General features: G+C 60.9%; 19 protein-coding genes. 11 read left to right on the plus strand and 8 right to left on the minus strand.

Features of this window, described 5'->3' with window-relative positions; translation table 11 throughout:
• Window positions 1-124 precede the first annotated feature (124 nt).
• Window positions 125-2098 (plus strand): bifunctional tRNA (5-methylaminomethyl-2-thiouridine)(34)-methyltransferase MnmD/FAD-dependent 5-carboxymethylaminomethyl-2-thiouridine(34) oxidoreductase MnmC, encoded by a 1974-nt coding sequence (gene mnmC, locus H3028_RS00505; protein WP_181295131.1) that lies wholly within the window; start codon window positions 125-127, stop codon window positions 2096-2098.
• 67 nt (window positions 2099-2165) lie between these two features.
• On the opposite strand, the gene H3028_RS00510 is transcribed toward mnmC, so the two are convergent.
• A complete protein-coding gene (locus H3028_RS00510) occupies window positions 2166-2405 on the minus strand; it encodes a DUF1127 domain-containing protein (RefSeq protein WP_181295132.1) in 240 nt (79 codons plus the stop codon).
• A 94-nt stretch (window positions 2406-2499) separates the two neighbouring features.
• Here H3028_RS00510 and H3028_RS00515 point away from each other — a divergent pair, with 94 nt between their 5' ends.
• Window positions 2500-3354, plus strand: coding sequence for a LysR substrate-binding domain-containing protein (locus H3028_RS00515; protein WP_181295133.1), 855 nt, complete (start codon window positions 2500-2502; stop codon window positions 3352-3354).
• A 34-nt stretch (window positions 3355-3388) separates the two neighbouring features.
• Here the strand turns inward: H3028_RS00515 and H3028_RS00520 are convergent, their stop codons facing one another.
• Entirely contained in the window at window positions 3389-3820 is a 432-nt protein-coding gene (locus tag H3028_RS00520) for a MarR family winged helix-turn-helix transcriptional regulator (protein WP_375154384.1), read from the minus strand.
• Between the two features lie 265 nt (window positions 3821-4085).
• On the opposite strand from H3028_RS00520, the gene H3028_RS00525 reads away from it, so the two are divergent.
• The 5 genes from H3028_RS00525 to H3028_RS00545 all read left to right on the plus strand — a co-directional run bounded on the left by H3028_RS00525 (window position 4086) and on the right by H3028_RS00545 (window position 12374).
• The gene (locus H3028_RS00525; protein WP_181295940.1) at window positions 4086-5858 is read left to right on the plus strand and encodes an N-acetylglutaminylglutamine amidotransferase; all 1773 of its coding nucleotides are present in this window, start codon (window positions 4086-4088) and stop codon (window positions 5856-5858) included.
• Window positions 5859-5947: 89 nt separating this feature from the next.
• Window positions 5948-7690 (plus strand): N-acetylglutaminylglutamine synthetase, encoded by a 1743-nt coding sequence (ngg, locus tag H3028_RS00530; RefSeq protein WP_181295135.1) that lies wholly within the window; start codon window positions 5948-5950, stop codon window positions 7688-7690.
• Window positions 7691-7810: 120 nt separating this feature from the next.
• Window positions 7811-9010, plus strand: coding sequence for an osmoprotectant NAGGN system M42 family peptidase (locus tag H3028_RS00535; protein ID WP_181295136.1), 1200 nt, complete (start codon window positions 7811-7813; stop codon window positions 9008-9010).
• A gap of 219 nt (window positions 9011-9229) precedes the next feature.
• On the plus strand, window positions 9230-11998 hold the full coding sequence (locus tag H3028_RS00540; RefSeq protein WP_181295137.1) for a hybrid sensor histidine kinase/response regulator: 2769 nt from the start codon (window positions 9230-9232) through the stop codon (window positions 11996-11998).
• 145 nt (window positions 11999-12143) lie between these two features.
• Window positions 12144-12374 (plus strand): YheU family protein, encoded by a 231-nt coding sequence (locus H3028_RS00545; protein WP_181295138.1) that lies wholly within the window; start codon window positions 12144-12146, stop codon window positions 12372-12374.
• A 3-nt stretch (window positions 12375-12377) separates the two neighbouring features.
• On the opposite strand, the gene H3028_RS00550 is transcribed toward H3028_RS00545, so the two are convergent.
• From H3028_RS00550 to H3028_RS00570, 5 genes are all read right to left on the minus strand, one after another.
• Window positions 12378-12800, minus strand: a complete 423-nt coding sequence (locus tag H3028_RS00550) for a hypothetical protein (RefSeq protein WP_181295139.1) — start codon at window positions 12798-12800, stop codon at window positions 12378-12380.
• Between the two features lie 131 nt (window positions 12801-12931).
• Entirely contained in the window at window positions 12932-14077 is a 1146-nt protein-coding gene (locus tag H3028_RS00555) for a CynX/NimT family MFS transporter (RefSeq protein WP_181295941.1), read from the minus strand.
• Between the two features lie 110 nt (window positions 14078-14187).
• A complete protein-coding gene (locus tag H3028_RS00560; RefSeq protein WP_181295140.1) occupies window positions 14188-14994 on the minus strand; it encodes an SDR family oxidoreductase in 807 nt (268 codons plus the stop codon).
• A 200-nt stretch (window positions 14995-15194) separates the two neighbouring features.
• The gene (locus tag H3028_RS00565) at window positions 15195-16850 is read right to left on the minus strand and encodes a cation acetate symporter (protein WP_181295141.1); all 1656 of its coding nucleotides are present in this window, start codon (window positions 16848-16850) and stop codon (window positions 15195-15197) included.
• Window positions 16850-17164: a DUF485 domain-containing protein gene (locus tag H3028_RS00570; RefSeq protein WP_181295142.1), complete on the minus strand. Its 315-nt coding sequence runs from the start codon at window positions 17162-17164 to the stop codon at window positions 16850-16852. Before H3028_RS00570 ends, H3028_RS00565 begins: the two co-directional genes overlap by 1 nt.
• 253 nt (window positions 17165-17417) lie before the next feature.
• On the opposite strand from H3028_RS00570, the gene H3028_RS00575 reads away from it, so the two are divergent.
• From H3028_RS00575 to H3028_RS00590, 4 genes are all read left to right on the plus strand, one after another.
• Window positions 17418-17642 carry a DUF2061 domain-containing protein gene (locus H3028_RS00575; RefSeq protein ID WP_181295143.1) on the plus strand — a complete coding sequence of 75 codons (225 nt, stop codon included), beginning with the start codon at window positions 17418-17420 and terminating at the stop codon, window positions 17640-17642.
• A 445-nt stretch (window positions 17643-18087) separates the two neighbouring features.
• The gene (locus H3028_RS00580) at window positions 18088-19380 is read left to right on the plus strand and encodes a serine/threonine protein kinase (protein WP_181295144.1); all 1293 of its coding nucleotides are present in this window, start codon (window positions 18088-18090) and stop codon (window positions 19378-19380) included.
• Window positions 19381-19546: 166 nt separating this feature from the next.
• Entirely contained in the window at window positions 19547-20302 is a 756-nt protein-coding gene (locus H3028_RS00585) for a VacJ family lipoprotein (protein ID WP_181295942.1), read from the plus strand.
• A gap of 94 nt (window positions 20303-20396) precedes the next feature.
• Entirely contained in the window at window positions 20397-21242 is an 846-nt protein-coding gene (locus H3028_RS00590) for a pirin family protein (RefSeq protein WP_181295145.1), read from the plus strand.
• Here the strand turns inward: H3028_RS00590 and H3028_RS00595 are convergent.
• Window positions 21232-22182 (minus strand): lipid A biosynthesis lauroyl acyltransferase, encoded by a 951-nt coding sequence (locus H3028_RS00595; RefSeq protein ID WP_181295146.1) that lies wholly within the window; start codon window positions 22180-22182, stop codon window positions 21232-21234. The genes H3028_RS00590 and H3028_RS00595 overlap by 11 nt on opposite strands.
• Between the last annotated feature and the right edge of the window lie 98 nt (window positions 22183-22280).

The raw sequence follows: 22280 nt of genomic DNA on the forward strand, positions 1-22280 counted from the left end.
TCGCGGCCATGCGGAGCGCGATACACCAAGCGCATATCGATGCGACAAAGCGCGCCCGCAGCAGGTTTCCCGGGCGCTGCTAGAATCGCATCCCTTTCGTACTCTTCGTCCCAGGAAGCGCACAATGCCCGTTCACGTCACCTCCGGTTTCCAACATGCAGAGCTCAGTTGGGATGAGTGCGGCCAACCGCAATCCAGCCTCTATGGTGACGTGTATTTTTCACGCATTTCCGGCATGGCGGAAACTACCCATGTGTTCCTGCAACCGAACCGACTCGCCGAGCGTTTCTCTGCGCTGCAGGCCGGAGAGCGGCTAGTAATCGGTGAAACGGGCTTCGGCACCGGATTGAACTTTCTCTGCGCCTGGGCGCTGTTCGAGCGTACCGCGCTCGCAGGGGCGGCCCTGCATTTCGTCAGTGTCGAAAAGCATCCGCTCACGGCTGATGATCTGCAACGCGCTTTGGCGCTGTGGCCCGAACTGCGAACTCAGGCATGCCAGCTGCTGGATCAGTACGTGGCGATCAATCCGGGCTTTCAGCAGTTTCGCTTCGGCCGCGTGGTATTGACGCTGCTGGTGGGCGACGCGCTCGACTGTCTGAGCGATTTGGATGCCCAGGTCGACGCCTGGTTTCTGGATGGCTTCGCCCCGGCAAAGAATCCGGACATGTGGCAGCCGGCGCTATTTGAGCAACTCGCACGCCTCTCCGCAGCGGGCGCGACGCTGGCCACCTTCACCAGCGCAGGCAGCGTCCGCCGCGCACTGAAGGAGGCGGGTTTCGAGATCAAGCGAATTCCCGGCTTCGGGCAGAAATGGGAGAGTTCGCAGGGGCACTTTCTCGGTGTGGCCGCGCCAGCCGATACACCCTGGTACGCCCGGCCAGTGAGCAAGCCGGCGCAGCGCAAGGCGTTGGTGATCGGCGCCGGATTGGCCGGTTGCGCCAGTGCGGCCAGTCTGGCGGCCCGTGGCTGGCACGTGACGCTGCTGGAGCGGCATGGCGATATCGCGCAGGAGGCTTCCGGAAATCCCCAGGGCGTGCTCTATCTGAAGCTGTCGGCACACGGCACGGCGCTCTCGCAGCTGGTGGTCAGTGGGTTCGGCTACACGCGCCGGCTGTTGCGCAACCTACAGCAGGGACATGACTGGGACGTCTGCGGCGTGTTGCAGATCGCCTTCGATGATAAGGAAGCCGCTCGACAGGCCGCGCTCACCGACGCCTTCCCACCCGATCTGTTGCGCGCCGTTGAACGCCCGGAGGCCCAGCAGCTAGCCGGCGTGGCACTGGATCATGGCGGTCTGTTCTACCCCGACGCAGGATGGGCACACCCGCCGACGCTGTGCCAGTGGCTGATCGCGCACCCTTCAATCGAACTGATCCGACATCGGCAGCCCGTCGAGCTGCGCCGCCATGGCGAGCACTGGCAGGCATTGGATGGCGATGAGGTACTGGCCGAAGCGCCCGTGGTAATCCTGGCCGGCGCGGCCGATGCCGCGCGATTCAGCCAGAGCGCCTGGCTGCCGCTCAAGCGCATCCGCGGCCAGATCACCTCATTGCCGGCAACCGAACGAAGCGCTGCATTGCGCACCGTGCTTTGTGCCAAGGGATATGTCGCCCCGCCACGCGAGGGCCTGCATACGTTGGGCGCGAGCTTCAATTTCGCCGAGACCGATCCGGCCCCGAGCGACGCGGAACATCATGCCAATCTGGATATGCTCAAGGAGATTTCGACCGACCTGTTTCAACGACTACAGGTCGACACCCACGAGGTGGCTGATCTGCACGGTCGCGTGGCCTTCCGCTGCACCAGCCCGGACTATCTACCGATCGTCGGTCCGCTCGCCGATCCCGCAGCATTCGCCGACGCCTATGCGGTACTGAGCAAGGATGCCCGGCAAGTGCCGGACACGCCTTGCCCCTGGCTGGATGGGCTGTACGTCAACACCGCTCATGGCTCGCGCGGCCTGATTACCACTCCACTGTCCGGCGAACTGCTGGCCGCCTGGCTCAATGGCGAGCCGCTGCCCGTGCCACGCACCATAGCCGAGGCCTGTCACCCGAATCGATTCCTGCTGCGTAAACTCATTCGACGAACGGGCTGATTCGGCTTGAGCTGACGCACGCTCGGCAGGCCTCCAGGCAATCACAGCGACCCGACACTCAAGCGGCTCAGGCCCGGCGATACGGTTCGTCCCAGAAGGGACGGTTGGCTTCGGTTTCGATATCGGCGCGGCTCAGCCCGAGGTCCTTGAGCATCTCGTCGCTCAATGCGGCGAGTTGCTGCCGCTGCCGGTACAGCGTGTGCCAGCGGCTTGCTTGCTGCCAGGACTTCCGCAACAGCGTGGTAAGCAACGTGCTGCGATTGGCAAGCGGATGGCCGGTCTTCAGAAACTCAACATGGCTTTTCATGATGCACCTCCGGGTGGGATGGCATCAGTGTCCGGCGAGGCTTATGATCAATCCAACGAATGTTGCTGATGGTATCCATCTCGGAGATTGATGAATGGCCAACTATCCCAGTATCGATGCGGAGCTGCTGCGCAGTTTCGTTGCCATTGCCGATCACGGCGGTTTCACCCGGGCGGCCGATGCGGTCAACCGCACTCAGTCGGCCATCAGCATGCAGATGAAAAGGCTCGAAGAGGATGTACTGCAACGCCCCCTGTTCGAGCGCGATGGCCGCCAAGTCCGGCTGACAGCGGAGGGTCAGGTCCTGCTCGGCTACGCCCGGCGGATCCTCAAGCTGCACGGCGAAGTGATGACCACCTTCCGCGAGCCGCATATGGTCGGGTCGGTGCGCATCGGGACGCCGGACGATTACGTGATGCGCTTTCTTCCGGGCATCCTTTCGCGTTTCGCCCAGGCCTACCCACTGGTACAGGTGGAAGTGCACTGCGAGCCCTCTTTCCAGCTCCTGCAGCGCCGCGATCTGGATCTGTCGATCGTCACCCGCGCGCCGGGTGCCGAGATCGGTCAGCTGCTGCGACGCGAACGGGTGGTCTGGGCCGAGGCAGCCGGCTTCAACGCCCACGAGCAACGGCCGATACCGCTGGCGGTGTTCAACAGTGAGTGTTTCTGCCGAGCCTGGGCCTGCAATGCACTGGACAGCCTGGGCATTCCGTTCCGGATCGCCTACACCAGCCCGAGTCTGTCGGCGTTGATGGCCATCGTCGGTGCCGGCCTGGCCGTGACCGCGCAGATGCAGAGCCTGCTGCCGCCAGACATGCGCCAGCTGGGTTCGGCCGAAGGTTTTCCGGAGTTGCCGACCAGCAGCATCGTGCTGCTGCGCAATGATCGCAACCAGTCGCAGGTCAGCGAAACATTGGCCGAGCATATCGTTGAAGGGTTTCGCGTCTAGGCACCTGATTGACAGCCAGGCGAGCCACGGCCTGCTAGTCCATCGGGCCACATATCGAAGCGGCGCGCAGCAGCGCCGCAGCGATGCCGTGCTGCTCCCATTCAGGCAACGCTGCGAATCGCTTGGCGAATTCCGGTGGCAATAGCGAGGGCGCCTGTTGTTGCAGCGCCCCACCCTCCGGCGTCAACAGCAACCATTGCCGTCGCCGGTCCTGATCGTCGCGCTGACGCAACAACAGGCCACGTTCGGCGAGTCGGTCGAGCTGTCCGGACAAGGTGGCGGCGGTCAGGCTGACCCGCTTGCTCAACGCACTGGCGGTGAGCGGACCCTCGTTGGCCAGCATCTGCAGAATCATCAGCTGTACCGGGCTCAGGCCTCCATAACGGGCCAGCCGCTTGGCGTGGACTTCGGCGTCCTGTTGTAGCCTTCGAAAGGCCTGAAACAACGACAGCTCAAGCGCCGCCATTCCGGCCCTACCAGTAGTTTGATCCAGAAGTGTTTTTCCGCTCATAAGCTCTAATTTATGCTGACCTTACGGTTTGACATGAAAGCATTTGTTTGTTTTTCTGTAAAACCCGACTGACTCGAACGGATGCCATTCAGGCGGCGCTGGCAACGCCATGCAAGCCACGCAAGCAGCGGTCCAGAGCCGTGCACGCTGGTCTGAAAACCTGAACTTCGCGATCCGCACGTCAGTCACACTCCCCAACGGCAGAACCGGTAAGGATCTTATGTGTGGCATAGCTGGCGAACTTCGCTTCGATAATCAACCGGCCGATCTGGCCGCCGTTGAACGCATCACCCAACACCTCGCTTCCCGTGGACCCGACGCGTGTGGCTTCAACAGCCAGGGCCCTCTTGCCCTCGGCCACCGTCGCCTGAAAATCATGGATCTCTGCGAGGCCTCGGGCCAGCCGATGATCGACTCCGCGCTGGGTTTGTCGATGGTCTTCAACGGTGCGATCTACAACTACCCGGAATTGCGCGCCGAGCTCGAGGCACTGGGCTATAGCTTCTTTTCCGGGGGCGATACCGAAGTGCTGCTCAAGGGCTTTCACGCCTGGGGCGAGGCCTTGCTGCCGCGGCTCAATGGCATGTTTGCCTTCGCCATCTGGCAGCGCGATACGCAGGAGCTGTTCATCGCCCGCGATCGTCTTGGCATCAAGCCGTTGTACCTGTCGAAAACCGGCGACCGTCTGCGTTTCGCCTCCGCGCTGCCGGCGCTGCTCAAGGGCGGCGACATCGCCGGTGTACTGAATCCCGTGGCCTTGAACCACTACATGAGCTTCCACGCGGTGGTGCCGGCGCCAGACACACTGATCGCCGGCATCGACAAGCTGCCGCCAGGCACCTTTATGCGCGTCGACGCCACGGGCAAATCCAGTCAGCACCGGTGGTGGCAACTCGAATTCGGCGCCACGGAAGAAGAGCAGCGATACAGCTTCGAAGATTGGCAAGAGCGCACCCTGGCTACGCTGCGTGAATCCGTCGCCCTGCGCCAGCGCGCGGCCGTTGATGTAGGCGTACTGCTTTCAGGTGGTGTCGATTCCAGTCTGCTGGTCGGCCTGCTTCGTGAGGCCGGCGCGGCGGACAATCTGCTGACCTTCTCCATCGGCTTCGAGGATGCCGGTGGCGAGCGCGGAGACGAATTCAAGTATTCCGACCTGATCGCCGAGCACTACCAGACACGCCATCATCAGCTGCGCATCCAGGAGAAGGAGATTCTCGAACGGTTGCCCGCGGCCTTCCAGGCCATGAGCGAGCCGATGGTCAGCCATGACTGTATCGCCTTCTATTTGCTGTCGCGCGAAGTCTCCAAGCATTGCAAGGTGGTGCAGAGCGGCCAAGGTGCCGATGAGCTGTTCGCCGGCTATCACTGGTATCCGCAGGTCGATGGCGCCCAGGACCCAGCTGCAGCCTATCTCGCGGCCTTCCGTGACCGGAGCTACGAGGAATATTCCGAAACCATGCAGCAACAATGGGTAAAGAGCGATTTCTCCGGCGACTTCGTACGGCAGCACTTCGCTCAACCGGGCGCCGACGCGGCGGTCGACAAGGCCTTGCGCATCGACAGCACGGTGATGCTGGTGGATGACCCGGTCAAACGCGTCGACAACATGACCATGGCCTGGGGTCTTGAGGCTCGGGTGCCGTTCCTCGACCACAACGTGGCCGAGCTGTCGGCGCGCATTCCTGCCAAGTACAAGTTGCCCGAAGGTGGCAAGTACGTCCTCAAGGAAGCGGCGCGCAAGGTGATTCCGGCGGCGGTGATCGACCGGCCGAAGGGCTATTTTCCGGTGCCCGGACTCAAGCACTTGCAGGGCGATACGCTGAACTGGGTGCGTGAATTGCTGACAGACCCGAGCCAAGATCGAGGCCTATACAACCCAGCGATGCTCGAAAAGTTGTTCAGTGACCCGGAAGGTCAGCTGACGCCGCTGCGTGGTTCGAAACTGTGGCAACTGGCAGCAGTCAACCTATGGTTGAGCGAACAAGGCCTATAAGCACTCGATCGTGACGGCGCCGAACCCTAGTGGGCGCCCTGTGCTCCGCTTGTTTTCGTGCCGTCAGGACAAGCCCCAAGGAAAACACCATGCAGAAGTCTCAAGCTTACGGACAGCGATTGTTGCGCGGCCAGACACCGACCTACGAGCGGCTGCAGGCCCGTCTCGCCGAAGACGGACAGGAAGAACCCCAGGGTCCGGTGACGCTGCATTGTGGCTGGGGCCGCATTCTGATTGGCCACACCTATTCCAACCCGGCCGACCTGGCCGCAGACTTGCTTCACGAGCAGGCGGGCGAACGTGACATCGCGCTTTATGTAGCCGCGCCGCACCAAGTGCTGGCGTACGCCCCGCAGCAGTTGTTCCTCGACCCCTCCGATACCATGCGTATCTGGTTCACCGATTACCGTCCTGCACGCCGCAGCTTTCGCGGTTTCGGTATTCGCCGGGCACAAAGCGAAGCTGACTGGAAGGCGATCAATTGCCTGTATCAGTCGCGCGGCATGCTGCCGGTCAATCCGGAGCTGTGCACATCGCGCGAGAACGGCGGTCCGGTCTACTGGCTGGCAGAGGACGACGACTCCGGGCAGGTCATCGGCAGCGTGATGGGCATCAATCATCACCGGGCGTTCAACGACCCAGAAAACGGATCCAGCCTTTGGTGCCTGGCGGTCGCCCCGAGCTGCACCCGCCCTGGTGTCGGCGAAGCGCTGGTCCGCCATCTGATCGAGCAGTACATGGGCCGCGGTTTGAACTACCTCGATCTGTCGGTGCTGCACGATAACAAGCAGGCCAAGGCACTCTACGCCAAGCTTGGTTTCCGCGAGATGCAGACCTTCACCGTCAAGCGTAAGAACACGATCAATCAGTCGCTGTTTCTAGGCCCAGGTCCCGAAGCCGAACTGAACCCCTATGCCAGAATCATCGTTGATGAGGCCCGTCGACGCGGCATAGAGATCAGCATCGACGATGCCGAGGCCGGACTGTTCACGCTCACCCAGGGTGGCCGTAGGGTTCGCTGCCGCGAGTCGCTGTCGGATCTGACCTCTGCTGTGAGCATGACACTGTGCCAAGACAAGTGCTTGACCCACCGTACCCTGGCCAAAGCAGGCCTGAAATTACCCGCGCAGCAACTGGCACGTTCGGCTGAGAGTAACGCGACGTTCCTTGAGGAACACGGCAGCGTCGTGGTCAAGCCGGTCGACGGCGAACAAGGCCACGGCGTGTCGGTAGACCTGCGCAGCGCCGCGGATATGGAGGAAGCCATCGCCCAGGCACGCCAGTTCGATCAACGTGTGCTGCTCGAGAGCTACCATCCCGGGCTCGACCTGCGCGTCGTGGTGATCGGCTACGAAGTGGTGGCGGCCGCCATCCGCCGACCCGCCGAAGTGGTGGGCGATGGCAACCATAGCATTCGCGAGCTGATCGAGGCCCAAAGCCGTCGCCGCCAAGCCGCCACAGGCGGAGAAAGCCGTATTCCGATCGACAGGGAAACCCAGCGCTGCATCGAAGACGCTGGGTTCGACTACGACACTGTCCTGCCACGCGGTCAGCATCTCCCTGTCCGACGCACCGCGAACCTGCATACCGGCGGTACGCTGGACGACGTCACCGACCAGCTGCATCCGGAGTTGATTGATGCTGCCGTTCGCGCCGCTCGTGCGCTGGACATTCCGGTGGTCGGGCTCGATCTGCTGGTACCAGCTGCCGATCAGCCGGATTACGTTTTCATCGAAGCCAACGAGCGCGTCGGCCTTGCAAACCATCATCCGCAGCCAACCGCAGAGCGCTTCATCGACCTGCTATTCCCCCTGAGCCACAACACAAATTAGACAAAGGCACCCCACGGAAATGGCCCCTCGCTGCCGTCCGTGGTGCCATTCTTATCGCGGCAATCGCTCGCATTCATTCACCACATGGCGGCAGCCATTACTTGCCCCCAAGGAATGATCATGACTGCAAAGCTTCCCGAACCCGACCTTAACTACCTGCAACGCGTCTTGCTGGAAACATTGGCGATCCCTAGCCCCACCGGCTTCACCGACACCATCGTGCGTTACGTTGCCGAGCGCTTGAAGGAGCTGGGTATTCCCTTCGAGCTGACACGCCGCGGCACCATCCGCGCTACCCTCAAAGGCCGCCAGGACAGCCCCGATCGCGCCGTCGCCGCGCACCTGGACACCATCGGCGCGAGCGTTCGTGAAATCCAGGACACTGGCCGATTGGGTTTATCACCGGTCGGCTGTTGGTCGAGCCGGTTTGCCGAAGGCAGCCGAGTCAGCGTCTTTACCGATCAGGGAGTGGTCCGCGGCAGCGTGCTGCCGCTGCTCGCTTCGGGGCATGCCTTCAATAAGGCGGTCGATGAAATGCCTATCAGTTGGGATCACGTCGAAGTGCGTCTGGATGCCCACACCGCCTGCCGCGCCGATACCGTTGCGCTGGGCATCCACGTGGGCGACTTCGTTGCGTTCGACCCCATGCCGGAGTTCACCGATAGCGGCCATATCAGCGCCCGCCACTTGGATGACAAGGCCGGCGTGGCCGCGCTGCTGACGGCGCTCAAGGCGCTGGTCGAAAGCGGTCAGGAGCTGCCGATCGATTGCCACCCGCTGTTCACCATCACCGAAGAAACCGGCTCCGGAGCAGCGGGCGCGCTGCCCTGGGATGTGAGCGAGTTCGTTGGGATCGATATCGCGCCGACCGCCAGGGGGCAGGAATCCAGTGAGCACGCCGTCACGGTCGCGATGCAGGATTCCGGCGGCCCCTACGATTTCCATTTGTCGCGACATCTGATCAAGCTGGCCAACGAGCACGACATACCGGTCCGTCGGGATCTGTTTCGGTACTACCACAGCGACGCCCAGTCAGCGATCGCCGCCGGACACGACATCCGCACTGCCCTGCTCGCATTCGGCTGCGATGCGACCCATGGCTATGAGCGGACCCACATCGACAGCCTGGCGGCGATGAGCCGACTTCTATGCCGTTATCTGCTCAGCCCACCTGTCTTCGCCAGCGATGCGCACACCGGCCAGGGATCCCTGGAAAGCTTCAGTCATCAACTCGAACATGACGCCCAGATGGAAAATGACACCCGCGTTCCGCCGGTCGATTCGATCTTGGACAGGCATCCTGACGATTCGTCCGATTGAGCGTCAGGTTTCATGATATGCCGCCTACTTGAAGCATTTGCCGATTGCGAGGCGGCTTCGATCCGGGCAAAGTCGCAAGTCGCTGATATATATGGGCTGCCTGGCAGACCAGGCGCCCAGCAAAACGGGCTCGCCGCTCGCCTAACTGACACCGCGCACAGTCCGTGACTGCCTGCTCCGCTTGACCGCCTGCGACTTTGCACGATTCCGGGTCCCTACATGCTGCCGCGTCTTTGCCTGGTCCTTTTTCTCTATTGCCTCTCTGCTCAAGTCTGGGCCTTTACTTCCGTACCCATAGCCTCGGAGGACTTTCGCGAGCCGCTTGGTAGCTGGACCTATTTCCTGCGCGACCCTGCTGCAGAGCTAGATGTTGCCGAGGTGTTCGGCCTGCCGACAAAGACCTTCGAACCGGTCAGTGGCATGCACGCCAACAAAGGCAAGAACAACGACATATGGTGGTTTCGCGTCGATCTTGATAATCAGCTGAGCACGCCCATCGGCGGTTTCATCGAGATCAACTACCCGCTGCTCGACGACATCGAGCTGTATTTGCGTCACCCGGACGGCCGCATAAGCCAACAGCGATCCGGCGACAGCCAGCCCTTTAGCGCGCGCCCGGTCAAAGTCAGTAACTTCTGGTTCCCGGTCGACCTGAAGCCCGGCACCTCGACTCTGCTGCTGCGCGTGCAAAGCACCAGCACCCTGTATATGCCCCTCTACTTCAGCAGCTACGGGGCGAGCGCCGCAGCGGCTGAAGAATCGATGGGGCTCGCTGGCGCGTTCTACGGCGTGCTGTTCGCCATGTTCTGCTACAACCTCTTCCTGTTTCTGTCGCTCCGCGAACCAGCCTATTTCTGGTACCTGATCTACAACGTCAATGTCGGGCTGTTCGCGCTCAGCTTTGACGGTCTGCTGGTCAAATGGCTGACCGATGATGGCGGCGCAATCGCCTTGGGCATCTATGCACTGATGCTCAGCCACTGCCTGATTTCGATCCAGTTCAGTCGCCACTTTCTCCATACCCGCGAGCACTTCCCGCGACTCGATTTTGCCCTGCGTGTGGCGTTCCTGATTTCGTTTGGCGCGCTGTTGTCCGGGCTGGTCCTCGATGTACAGACCTGGAGCGTGCTGGCGAGTGTCATGGTGATTACCTCCTCCATCGGTCTGTTGTTAACCGGTGCGTTTGTCTGGCGCCGCGGTGTTCGCTATGGGCTTTATTACACCCTCGCGTGGGGGGTGCTGCTGGTGACTTTCGTGATTGTCACCGCCGGCTCCCTGGGCTTCAACCTGCTTGGTCTATACGGCGCCTCCATCGTCAAGGTCGGCATAGCCTTCGAGCTGATTACGCTATCCATCGGACTTGCCGACCGGATCAATCTGCTCAAGGAAGAAGGTTTCCAATCCCGCCAGGCCGCCGCGCGCGCCGAGAGCGAGAATCAGGCCAAGAGCCGTTTCCTGGCGAAGATGAGTCATGAGATCCGCACCCCGCTCAATGGTGTGCTCGGCATGCTGCAGCTGCTGCGCGAAACCTCGTTGGACCGTAACCAGCGCTTCTATCTCGATACCATCTCCAGCTCGAGCGCCTCGCTGATGTCGGTGATCAATGACATTCTCGACTATGCGCGAATCGGCGCTGGCAAGCTGGTTCTGGAAGATATCGAGTTCGATCTCGAAGCGCTGGTTTCCGAAGCCGTCAGCCTGTTCACAGCCAAAGCATTGGAAAAGGAGCTGCGCCTGCATGTGAGTCTCGCAGCTGGCGTACCGCGACGCGTACGAGGCGATCCGACCCGGCTCAAGCAAGTCTTGCTGAACTTGCTCAGCAACGCACTGAAGTTCACCGACAATGGCTGCGTCATGCTCGAGGTGGTAGGTCAGGGGCCGTCAGACGCCCGGAGACTGGTCTTCTCAGTGACCGACAGCGGTATCGGCATGCGCGCCGAAGTGCTCGCACAGTTGTTCGTATCCTTCTCCCAAGGCGACTCCAGCACTACCCGCCGTTATGGCGGCAGCGGGCTTGGGCTGGTGATCAGCAAGGAGCTGGTGGAAATGATGGGCGGCCAGATCGACGTGCAGAGCGCGCCTGGTCAGGGTAGCCGCTTCAGCTTCGACATTCCGCTGCACGACACTGGCAGCAACCATGATCCGCTTACCGCGCTGCTCGAAGGCCGTACCGCGGTGATCGCCTCTCAGGACATCCATGCGCTCGATGCACTGAGCAATCTGCTGATGCGCTGGGGCATGCGCGTCGTGCGCTGCGAAGAGCCGCAACGCCTGCCACGCTATCTCGACGATCACGCCTGCACGCCTTTGGTGGTGATGATGGCACCCTGGCCCGGAAAGCCACAGGACTGGCTGATCACACTAGGCAACCAGCTCGAGCCGAACCAGCGCGTGATGCTGCTTTACCCGCCGCAAAGCGAATACCTGGTTCTTGCGCCTACGCTGCGGCTGAGCAACCTGCCCTTGCCACTCTTGTTAGGCCCGCTGCGCGAAGCGTTGCATCGGCTCTACCAGCCCTCGGGTACCCGACCGCCTGATACGACAGTACTCGAGCGCAACGAGGCGGCGCCGCAGTCACGTATTCTCATCGCCGAGGACAACCCTGTCAGTCAGATGGTGGTTTCGAGCCTGCTACGCAAGCGTGGATACGAGGTGACAATCGCCGAGAACGGCCGGCGGGCGGTAACGGCCTACAGCGATAACCCGGCTGCCGTTCAGCTGATTCTGATGGATTGCGAGATGCCGGAATTGGACGGTTTCGAGGCGAGCCGGCAGATTCGCTGCCTCGAGACCGAACAGGGGCTCACGCCAGTCCCCATCATTGCCCTCACCGCTCACGTCCTCGAAGATCATCGCCAGCAAGGCCGCGATTCCGGCATGGATGACTTCATTGGCAAGCCATTGGATAGCGAGCAGCTGTATGCTTGCCTGGATCGTTTCCTGGGGCCTGTTGACGCTTCGCTGCAGCCACGGCGGTGGCCCGTCTGACCGCGCGGGGCGTGTAATCGCTTTATGCCGAGTCAGCGCCGAGTATCGCCGCGCTGCGCAAAGGGCCTTATTCTTCGCGACGAAACGCTGATAGATCCGATGCACTTCGATCATCGAACCCGACCCTCTCACCTGATTCGAATCCATGCTCATTCCCTACGACCAGCTCGAACCGGACACCCTCACCCGCCTCATCGAGGATTTCGTTACGCGCGAAGGCACTGATAACGGTGACGAAACACCGCTCGAAACCCGTGTCGAGCGGGTACGTCACGCGCTAAGCAGGGGCACGGCCGTGATTGTCTTCGATGCGGAACACCAGCAATGCCAGCTGGCGCTCAGGCGCGACGTGCCAAAGGAATGGCTGGAGGACTGAACCTCAGCCCAACACGCCACCGTCGCGCTCCCAGGCGCAGCGCATACGCAGATCGCGCTGATGCGGACTATGCGAGCCGCTGTCGGTTTCCCAGCGAAAGGTGTGCGTACCGTTGAGCTCGGTTTCCAGATGGACCACCGCGCTGGTCCAGTAGAGCTCGTTGAGCAACGCTTCGAAATTGCGCACCCACAGCGCCCACTCATATTCCACCGCGCGGTAGCTGGCGCCGAAGTGAATCACCTGGGTCTGATACAGGCCCTCGTCCGCACAGCAGGAAAACATCTCTCGCCCGATGAAGGGCCAACCCTCGCCTCGCGGCAGGCTATCCAATGCACGGCGATTGACGGCGCGACGCGACCGACATTGCTCGGCATCGGACGAGGGCCAGTCGCGGATACTGCCATAGACGATGGATTCCGGCTCCACAGCGAAACTCCAGACCAAAGCCCAACATGTTCAACCAAATCCAGCCTGCGTTCCAGCCTCCGCTGCGGCCATAAAAGCCTTGCACTGCTCAGGAGTGACGCAGGCCACACCTTCCCGCTGTGCTCGTATCTTCAGGTCGCAACCGCTGCGGTTACATCGCGACGAGACGCCAGGCGCAAGGCGAGCACGGACATCACCGCTGACATGCCCGCTAGTACCAGAAACGGCCACCGGTAATCGCCGGCAATGTCACGCCCCAGCCCGGTCAGGACCGGCGTGAAACATGCCAGGCAATAGCCGGTGCAGAGCATCATCGCGGTCAGCCGGCTCACCGCCAGCGGCGTGCTTGCTTCGTACATGGGTAGCACCAACGACATGGAAAACGTGCCGTTCAGCGCCACGCCCAAGAACATGCAGACCACCAGCGGCTGGACCTGCGGAAGCCAGGCGATGATCAGCAGGCAGGCCGTCGCCAGCACCCCGCAGCCGGCCATCAGAAGATGCCGTTTGCCGAAGCGCTGCGCTAGCCAGGGCATGACGAAGGCGCTCGGCATACCAATCAGCATGAAGCCGCTAAAGAACGCATTGCTTTGCAGCAGGCTGAAGCCGGCCTCGCGGTAACGCGCCACCAGCCAGGTTGCCAAGGCGTAGAACAACCCGGCCTGCAATGCGAAATAGATACTGACCAGCCAGGCGCGAGGCTCGCCCCAGGGCAATCCCGCCCGATGCTCGGCGGCTGCCTCCGGCTGGTTGGGTAACCGCCACCATACAATCAACGCCAGCATGGCCGGGATCGCCCAGAGCGCAAGGCCCAAGGTCCAGCGTTCATCCAGTAGCTGCGTCGCCGGCGCCGTCAGCACAACGCCGATGGTTCCACCCACGGCCATGCTCAGTGAATAGAAGGCCGCTGTCTTGCCCATGCGATCAAGGAAGTACCGCTTGATGAAGCCCGACAGCAATGGCCCGGCAACGGCAATTCCGGCACCGACCATGGCCGCCGTGCCGATCAATATTCCCGCGTTATCAGCGAACACACGCAACACCAGCGCCAGACCGATAAGGGCCAGACACAGGCTGATGGTGCGCTCCAGGCCAAAACGAACAGCCAAGCGTGGCGCCAACGGTGCCAGCAGTCCCATGAGCAGTACCGGCAGGGCCGTGGTCAGGCTGATGACGCTTCGGCTGAGGCTCAGCTCCGCGGCGATGCGTTCGATCAGGGGAGCAAAGGAGGTAATACCGGGGCGAAGATTGATGGCGGCAAGCACCAGAGCCAGCATGAGCAGCCAGCGGGATGGGTTTTTCACAGTGAATCCATGGGTCGGTCTGGGGTCGAACCGGCAACCCTACTCCCGACCCCAGGACACGGCAAGTAAAACGGACCGACTGGTCAGGTTCTGCTCTTATTGCGCTTCTTCTCCGCCAGCGCACCCATCTCGTCGTAGATGGCCTGAGGATTCTGCTGCTTGATTTTCCAAGCCATGCGACCTTCCTCATGCGGCAGGATCATGAACACGCCTTCGGCCACCTGCCGATAGATGTAATCGGCAATATCGGCAGCAGTGATCGGCGATGCCTCCAGTAACTTGCTGATCTGCGCCTTCATGTTCGGCGTCGGCCCGCGATACGAGTCCATCAGGTTGGTCTGGAAGAATGACGGGCAGACCACATGGACGCTCACTTCCTGTTGCTTCAATTCGACCAGCAGACTCTCCGACAAAGCGACCACGCCGGCCTTGGCCACGTTGTAGTTGCTCATGCCGGGGGCCTGCATCAGCGCCGCCATGGAGGCAATATTGATGATCTTGCCGTGGCTTTTCTGCACCAGCGGCAGGAAGGCCTTACACCCCTTGACCACGCCCATCAGGTTGATCGCGATCTGCCAGTCCCAGTCTTCCAGCGACAACTCGTCGAAGAAGCCACCGGACGCAACACCGGCGTTATTGACCACCACGTCGATACCTCCGAGCCTGGTCTCGCAGGCCTGTGCCAACGCCGTCAATTGACTGTAGTCGCGTACGTCGCAGCGCTGGGTGAAGCCGTCGCCGCCGGCCTCACGAACCATTTTCAGGGTTTCGGCCAGACCGGCCTCGTTGACATCCGAGAGCGCCAATTGCCAGCCCTCCCGCGCCCATCGCAGGGCGATCTCACGACCGAGACCAGAACCGGCGCCAGTGACCATCATGCGATTTTGCATCGTTTGCTGCCTTCTTGTCCGTTGTGTTGCAACGAGTCTAGCGAAAGCAAACGCCGGGTCCGGCCTCTATCGAAATGCTGAATGACGGTCATGTTCCGCGCCCGATTGGCGCCGATCACACGGCCAGCCACACGGATTCGCCAGCGTAGAACGCAAAAAGGGCAGCCTCAGGGCTGCCCTTCTTGTGTCCGATTCAGCGCTTAGTGAGCAACCGCTCCACTGGAACCCAGGCCAGTCTGCGACCGGACGAACTGCGAGAAGAAGCGCTCGCGCTCGAGACCGGCCGACTTGGACTTATCGGTGACCGAGAAGAACCAGATCCCCGCGAACGCGACGATCATCGAGAACAACGCCGGGTACTTGTACGGGAAGATGGCCTCGGCATAGCCGAACACATCGACCCATACGGTCGGGCTGATGATGGTCAGAATCAGCGCGGTAGCCAGACCCAGCGAGCCGCCGATCAGCGCACCACGGGTGCTCAGGCCTTTCCAGTACATGGAAAGGAACAGCACCGGGAAGTTGCAGCTGGCCGCGATCGAGAACGCCAGCCCCACCATGAAGGCGATGTTCTGCTTCTCGAAGATGATGCCCAACAGAATCGCCACGACACCCAAGGTCAGCGTGGTGATTTTGGTGACGCGCATCTCGTCCTCTTCCTTGGCCTTGCCCTTCTTGATCACGCAGGCATACAGGTCATGGGAAACGGCCGAGGCGCCCGCCAGCGTCAGACCGGCCACGACCGCCAGGATGGTGGCGAAGGCTACCGCGGAGATGAAGCCGAGGAACAGATTGCCACCGACCGCGTTGGCCAGATGGATGGCGACCATATTGGTGCCACCGATGATGGCGCCTGCGGCGTCCTTGAACTCGGGGTTGGTGCTGACCAGCAGAATGGCGCCGAAGCCGATGATGAAGGTCAGGATGTAAAAGTACCCGATGAAGCCCGTGGCGTAGAACACGCTCTTGCGCGCTTCCTTAGCATCGGCGACGGTGAAGAAGCGCATCAGAATGTGCGGCAGGCCGGCAGTACCAAACATCAGGGCCAGACCGAGAGAGATCGCAGAGATTGGGTCAGACACCAGGCCGCCCGGACTCATGATGGCAGCGCCCTTCTCATGAATGTTCACCGCTTCGGCGAATAGACTGCCGAAGTCGAAATTCACCGCTTTCATCACCATAACCGCCATGAAGCTGGCGCCTGACAGCAGCAGAACCGCCTTTATGATTTGCACCCAGGTGGTCGCCAGCATGCCGCCGAACAGCACGTACATGACCATCAGTACGCCAACCAGAACCACGGCGACGTAATAATCGAGACCGAATAACAACTGGATCAGCTTGCCGGCACCGACCATCTGCGCGATCAGGTAGAAGGCCACCACGATCAGCGAGCCGAAGGCCGAGAGGATGCGAATCTGAGTCTGTCCGAGGCGATAAGATGCAACGTCGGAGAAGGTGAACTTGCCGAGATTACGCAGCCGCTCTGCCATCAGGAACAGAATGACCGGCCAGCCGACCAGGAAACCGATGGAATAGATCAGGCCGTCGTAGCCGCTTGTATAAACCAGCGCGGAAATGCCCAGGAATGAAGCCGCGGACATGAAGTCGCCGGCAATTGCCAGACCGTTCTGGAAGCCAGTGATGCTACCGCCGGCCGTGTAATAGTCGGAGGTGGACGTGTTGCGCTTGGCTGCCCACTTGGTGATGCCCATGGTGAACGCGATGAACGCAACGAACATGGCAATCGCCGTGTAGTTGACTGCCTGTTTCTGCACCTCGCCAGTGATGGCATCGGCGAGCAACAACGGCGAGGCAACCAGCAGAACCGCTGCCATCAATAAACGCACAATCATTATTGCTGAGCCTCGCTGAGGATTTCCTGGTTGATACGATCAAACTCGCCGTTGGCACGCTGGACGTAGACGCCGGTGAGAATGAACGCCATGAAGATCACACCGACGCCCACCGGAATGCCCCAAGTGGTAACGGTGCCTGCTGCAAGCGGAATGCCCAGGATTGCTGGTTCGAAAGCGATCAGCAGGATAAAGGCGAGATAAGCACCGAGCATGACGGCCGAGAGCAGCCAGGCGAAGCGACCGCGTTTTGCGACCAGTTCCTGGAAGCGCGGATTGGCATAGATCTGCCGGTAAACCTCTTCATTTTGCATTGTCTGTCTCCACGATCTCAGCCCACTGATGAGGGCAGGCGGCTACTTTAGAGCTCAACAGACCGAGCACCACTCGACCATAGTCTGGTTTTTATTTTGCGAAACAGCCGATTTAGAGCGGCCGGCACGCTCGCGCGACGGCATAGAGCAAGCCTATACCGGTCATCAAGCACGACGATTTTCAATCAGGGCGTGACAGAGCAAGACTGCCTCCCAACAGAGAAACAATCTCGATTGCATTCGGAGACGTTCCATGACCAAGACAGTGACATTCACCCTGATGCACTTCTGCATCGCCTTCGCGGTGACCTATGCCTTGACCGGAAGTCTCGCCGCGGGTGGTCTGGTGGCGGCCATCGAGCCGCTCTGCAATTCGGTGGGCTTCTACGTTCACGAGAAGGTCTGGCAGCGCCTGGAAAAGCGCCAGACTCCGCACGACAGGATTCCCGCTCATGCATGGTTGCATCATCAGGCCTGACAACGAGACTATGCCGGCACCTGCCAAGATCGCCGCAAACAGCTGCCGACATTCAGCAACGATCGTGAACGCAACCAGCCGGTCTGCTTGTGGTCAATGGTTAACGCTCTGCGCCTCCCGCGACTTAATTATCACCAAGGGCCCTAAGGGCGGGCAGAAACGCACGACAGGAAAAGCGCACGAGGTCGAAACTACACGTGCCGGAACGCCGTATAGTTGGCCGGAATGCTTCGATAAGGGCGTCCATACCCTCACAATGCTATCGCCAAAGGACCGGCACTCCGTGCAGAAACCAATTTACACGCGCCAACCAGAACGACATCCGCTGCGCAGGATCGCCGCCAGTCGCGGCTGCGCTTCTTACGGCAGCACCGATCCCAGATAGCCAACCCCAGGTATCACGAGTTTGCCGAACTTCCAAGCCAGTTCCAGGAAAGCCCCATACATGCCATTGCTGTTGTGCCTGACTGCGTTGCTCACGCTGGTCGTGATGCCTGTCCACGCAGCTGATATCAGCGTCGAGCAGTATGGCTATCCGTTGAGCAACCCGTTCGAAGCGACGATCGCCACAACCCCCGCCGCGTTGCGTGCCGAGGTGCCCAGCGATGACGACATCGATCAGGCCGATTACCATCTGCGGCTGCGCCCCGAACGTGAGTTCACCCTGCCAGATAACTTCTGGGCCGTGAAACGACTGACCTATCGCCTGGCACGGCAACCCGGCCCTGCCCCGCTGATGTTCATCATTTCCGGCACCGGCGCGAGCTATGCGGCCGGCAAGACCGAATACCTGAAGCGATTGTTCTACGGGGCTGGGTATCACGTGGTGCAGCTGTCTTCGCCGACCAGTTTCGACTTCATTGCCGCCGCTTCACGCTTCGCCACGCCGGGCTACAGTCCTGACGATGCCAAGGATCTGTACCGGGTCATGCAGGCGGTCCGGGCGCAGCAGCATGAGCTGCCCGTCACCGAGTTCAACCTCACCGGCTACAGTCTCGGCGCGCTCAACGCTGCCTTCGTCAGCAAGCTCGACGAGACTCGACAAAGTTTCAACTTCAAGCGCGTGCTGATGCTGAACCCGCCGGTGAACCTCTACACCTCCATTAATAACCTCGACAAGCTGGTACAGACTCAAGTCGAGGCAATCGACAGCACCACCACCTTCTACGAAGTCATTCTAGAAAAGCTCACCCGTTACTATCGGCAGCACGGATCGATCAATCTCGACGAAGCCATGCTGTTCGACTTTCAACGATCAGCCCTGCGGCTGACGGACGAGCAGATGGCGATGCTGATTGGCTCGGTGTTCCGCTTCTCCGCCGCCGATATCGTCTTTACCTCGGACCTGATCAACCGCCGAGGCTTAATCGTTCCGCCCAAACATCCTATCGACGAAGGAACCAGCCTAGAGCCGTTCTTCCGGCGCGCTCTGCTCTGTGACTTCGATTGCTATATCACCGAACAGCTCATCCCCATGTGGCGCGCCCAAAAGGACGGCGGCAGCCTGGCACAGCTAGTGCAGCAGGTCAGCCTCTATGCGCTGGAAGACTATCTGCGCGACAGCCCGAAGATTGCCGTCATGCATAACGCCGACGACATCATTCTCGGCGCTGGCGATCTGGGCTTCCTGCGCCGCACCTTCGGCGAGCGCATGACGCTTTACCCTCGCGGCGGCCATTGCGGCAACCTCAATTACCGGGTTAATGCCCAAGACATGCTGGAGTTTTTCCGTGGCTAGCAGGCTGTTTAAAAACGTAGGCGAGGCAGGCAAGACAAGGCGCAGCGACCAGCGGGAGCAACAGCTGATGAAGCGGAGTTTAGGGGTTCTAAATGAGCACTCTGAGGCTGTTTTTACCGCAGTAACGCCAACACAGGTAGTTTTTAAACGGCCTGCTAGACGTTACCTGCTTGGGCTGTTGCTGCTGGCCAGCAGCCTCGCTGGCGCCCAGACGTCTGTCCCCGACGAGGACGGCTTCACCCATCCGCTACGCAACCTCGAATTCAACCCCGGGCTGGATCAGCGCGAATTCGAACGCGCCACCTTCAATGCGCTGGATATCTATGATCCCTGGGAGTCGTTGAACCGTCGCATGTACTATTTCAATTATCGGCTGGATCAGTGGGTGATGCTGCCGGCGGTACGCGGCTACCGATATGTCACGCCGCGGGCCGTACGCACCGGGGTGAGCAACTTCTTCAACAATCTTGGTGAAATACCGACGCTGTTCAATAGCGTGGCGCAGCTCAAGGGCAAGCGGGCAATGAATACCACCGCTCGCCTGCTGTTCAACACCATTCTTGGCGTTGGGGGAATCTGGGATCCAGCCACCCGCATGGGACTGCCCCGCCACAACGAGGACTTCGGCCAGACACTGGGGTTTTATGGCGTCCCGCATGGTCCCTACCTGATTCTGCCGGCGCTTGGCCCGTCCAATTTGCGCGACACTGCCGGCCAGGCCATGGACTTCGGCGTCGAGCGGCAAGTTGACTACTTCAGCTACGCCGAGGCCAGCGGCGGCGAGTTCGGCGTCACCGCTCTGCGATTGATCGACCTTCGCCATAGTACAAGTCTGCGTTATGGGCAGCTCAATTCGCCGTTCGAGTATGAGAAGGTCCGTTACGTATACACCCGGGCGCGGGAGCTACAGATCAACGAATGATCCTGTTTTTCGATAGGAACCACTGGAATTTCGCACCCTTTGATCGGCAGGCCAGCAGTAAGCTTCGCTCAATCCGCAATGAGGGCGATCTGTCATGTCCGTACGTGAAATTCTTTCCACCAGCACCGGCCGCGCCACCTCTGACGGGGCTGGTGTTCGCCTAACCCGTCTGTTCGGTGGCACCGCGCCTGAGCGATTCGATCCCTTCCTGATGCTTGATGAATTCGGCTCGGATAACCCCGACGAATACATAGCCGGCTTTCCGCCGCACCCGCACCGAGGCTTCGAGACGATCACTTATATGATCGAGGGCCGCATGCGGCATGAGGATCACCTGGGCAACGTCGGCCTGCTCGAAAGCGGGGGCGTGCAATGGATGACAGCCGCACGCGGCGTGATTCACAGCGAAATGCCGCAGCAGGAGCGCGGCGTGATGCGGGGCTTCCAGCTTTGGCTGAACCTGCCGGCGAAAAGCAAGCTGGGCGATCCCGGCTATCGCGACTTCGCGCCTGCGGAAATTCCGCGGGTGGCGCTACCGAGCGGCGTCGAAGCAGTGGTTATCGCCGGACGGCTCCAGGCCGAGGGTATCGATCAACCAGGCGCCATGCAGAGGCCCGATACCGAACCGCAGCTGTTCGATTTAAACCTGCCCGCCGGCAGCAGCATCGAACCACAGCTGCCCAACGGGCATCGGTTGCTGCTCTGCGTATACGAAGGAGAAATATCGGTTGCCGGCCAGCACCTCGGCAAAGGCCAGCTGGCCAGGCTCTCAGAACAGGGCAGACTGCAGCTCATGTCGAGCAATGGCGCTCGGGTTTTGCTGCTGGCCGGGCGTCCCATTGGTGAGCCGATTGTCCAGTACGGCCCGTTTGTAATGAACAGCCGCGAGGAGATCGAGCAAGCCCTGCGCGACTTTCGCGACGGCATCCTTACGGAGTGACCGGCTTTTTCGGCACGTTGCGGTAAAGGCTCGGCTCCCCGGCCGGGCGTGTCTTGAAACGACGATGCGCCCATAGATACTGCTCGGGGTGCTGTCTGACCGCGTCCTCGATCCATTCGTTGATGCGTCGGCAATCGGCCTCCTCGCTTTCACCTGGGAAGCCGGCGAGCGGCGGATGCACCACCAGGCTGTATCCCTGCCCGTCAGGCAGGCGCTCCAGGGTGTAAGGCACCACCCGAGCTCGCCCCAGACGCGCGAACTTGGTGGTTGCAGTAACAGTTGCCACCGGAATACCAAACCAAGGTACGAAAATGCTCTGCTTGCGGCCATAGTCCTGATCCGGCGCGTACCAGATCGCCCTCCCCGCACGCAGCACCTTGAGCATGGCGCGAACATCTTCTCGCTCGATTGCTGTTGCGTCCTTGTTGTGCCGCTCGCGACCGCGCCGCTGTACGTAATCAAACACCGGATTGTTGTGCTCGCGATACATCCCATCGATGGTGTGCCACTGGCCGAGCAGCGCCCCGCCGATTTCCAACGTGGTGAAATGCAGTGCCAAAAGAATTACGCCCTGGCCTTCCGCCTGCGCCTGCTGCAAGTGCTCCAAGCCCTGGATCCGTGCCAACCGCTGTAACCGCGCCTGGGGCCACCACCAGCTCATGGCCATCTCGAAAAAGGCAATGCCGGTCGATACGAAGTTGTCGCGTAGCAGCCGCTCACGCTCTTTGTCATTCAGTTCCGGAAAACACAGCTCCAGGTTACGGCGAGCGATATGCCGTCGCGAGCGGGCAATGCGATACATCAGCGCGCCAAGGCCGCGCCCCAGCAGCAGCAGAACCCGATACGGCAGCTGCACGACCAGCCATAGCAGACCCAGGCCCAGCCATAGCAACCAGAAACGCGGATGAAGAAAGGATGCGCAAAAACGAGGACGATCCATTGGCAACTCGAACCGGTAAAAGCGCGCATTCTAGCGACAAATCGCCTGCTGATGCGGCGGCGTCTCGATACACGGCATCCGCTCGCTCAGCCCGGCGA

Origin of the sequence: Pseudomonas sp. Q2-TVG4-2 (assembly GCF_013620795.1) — a bacterium.
Taxonomy (GTDB): domain Bacteria; phylum Pseudomonadota; class Gammaproteobacteria; order Pseudomonadales; family Pseudomonadaceae; genus Stutzerimonas.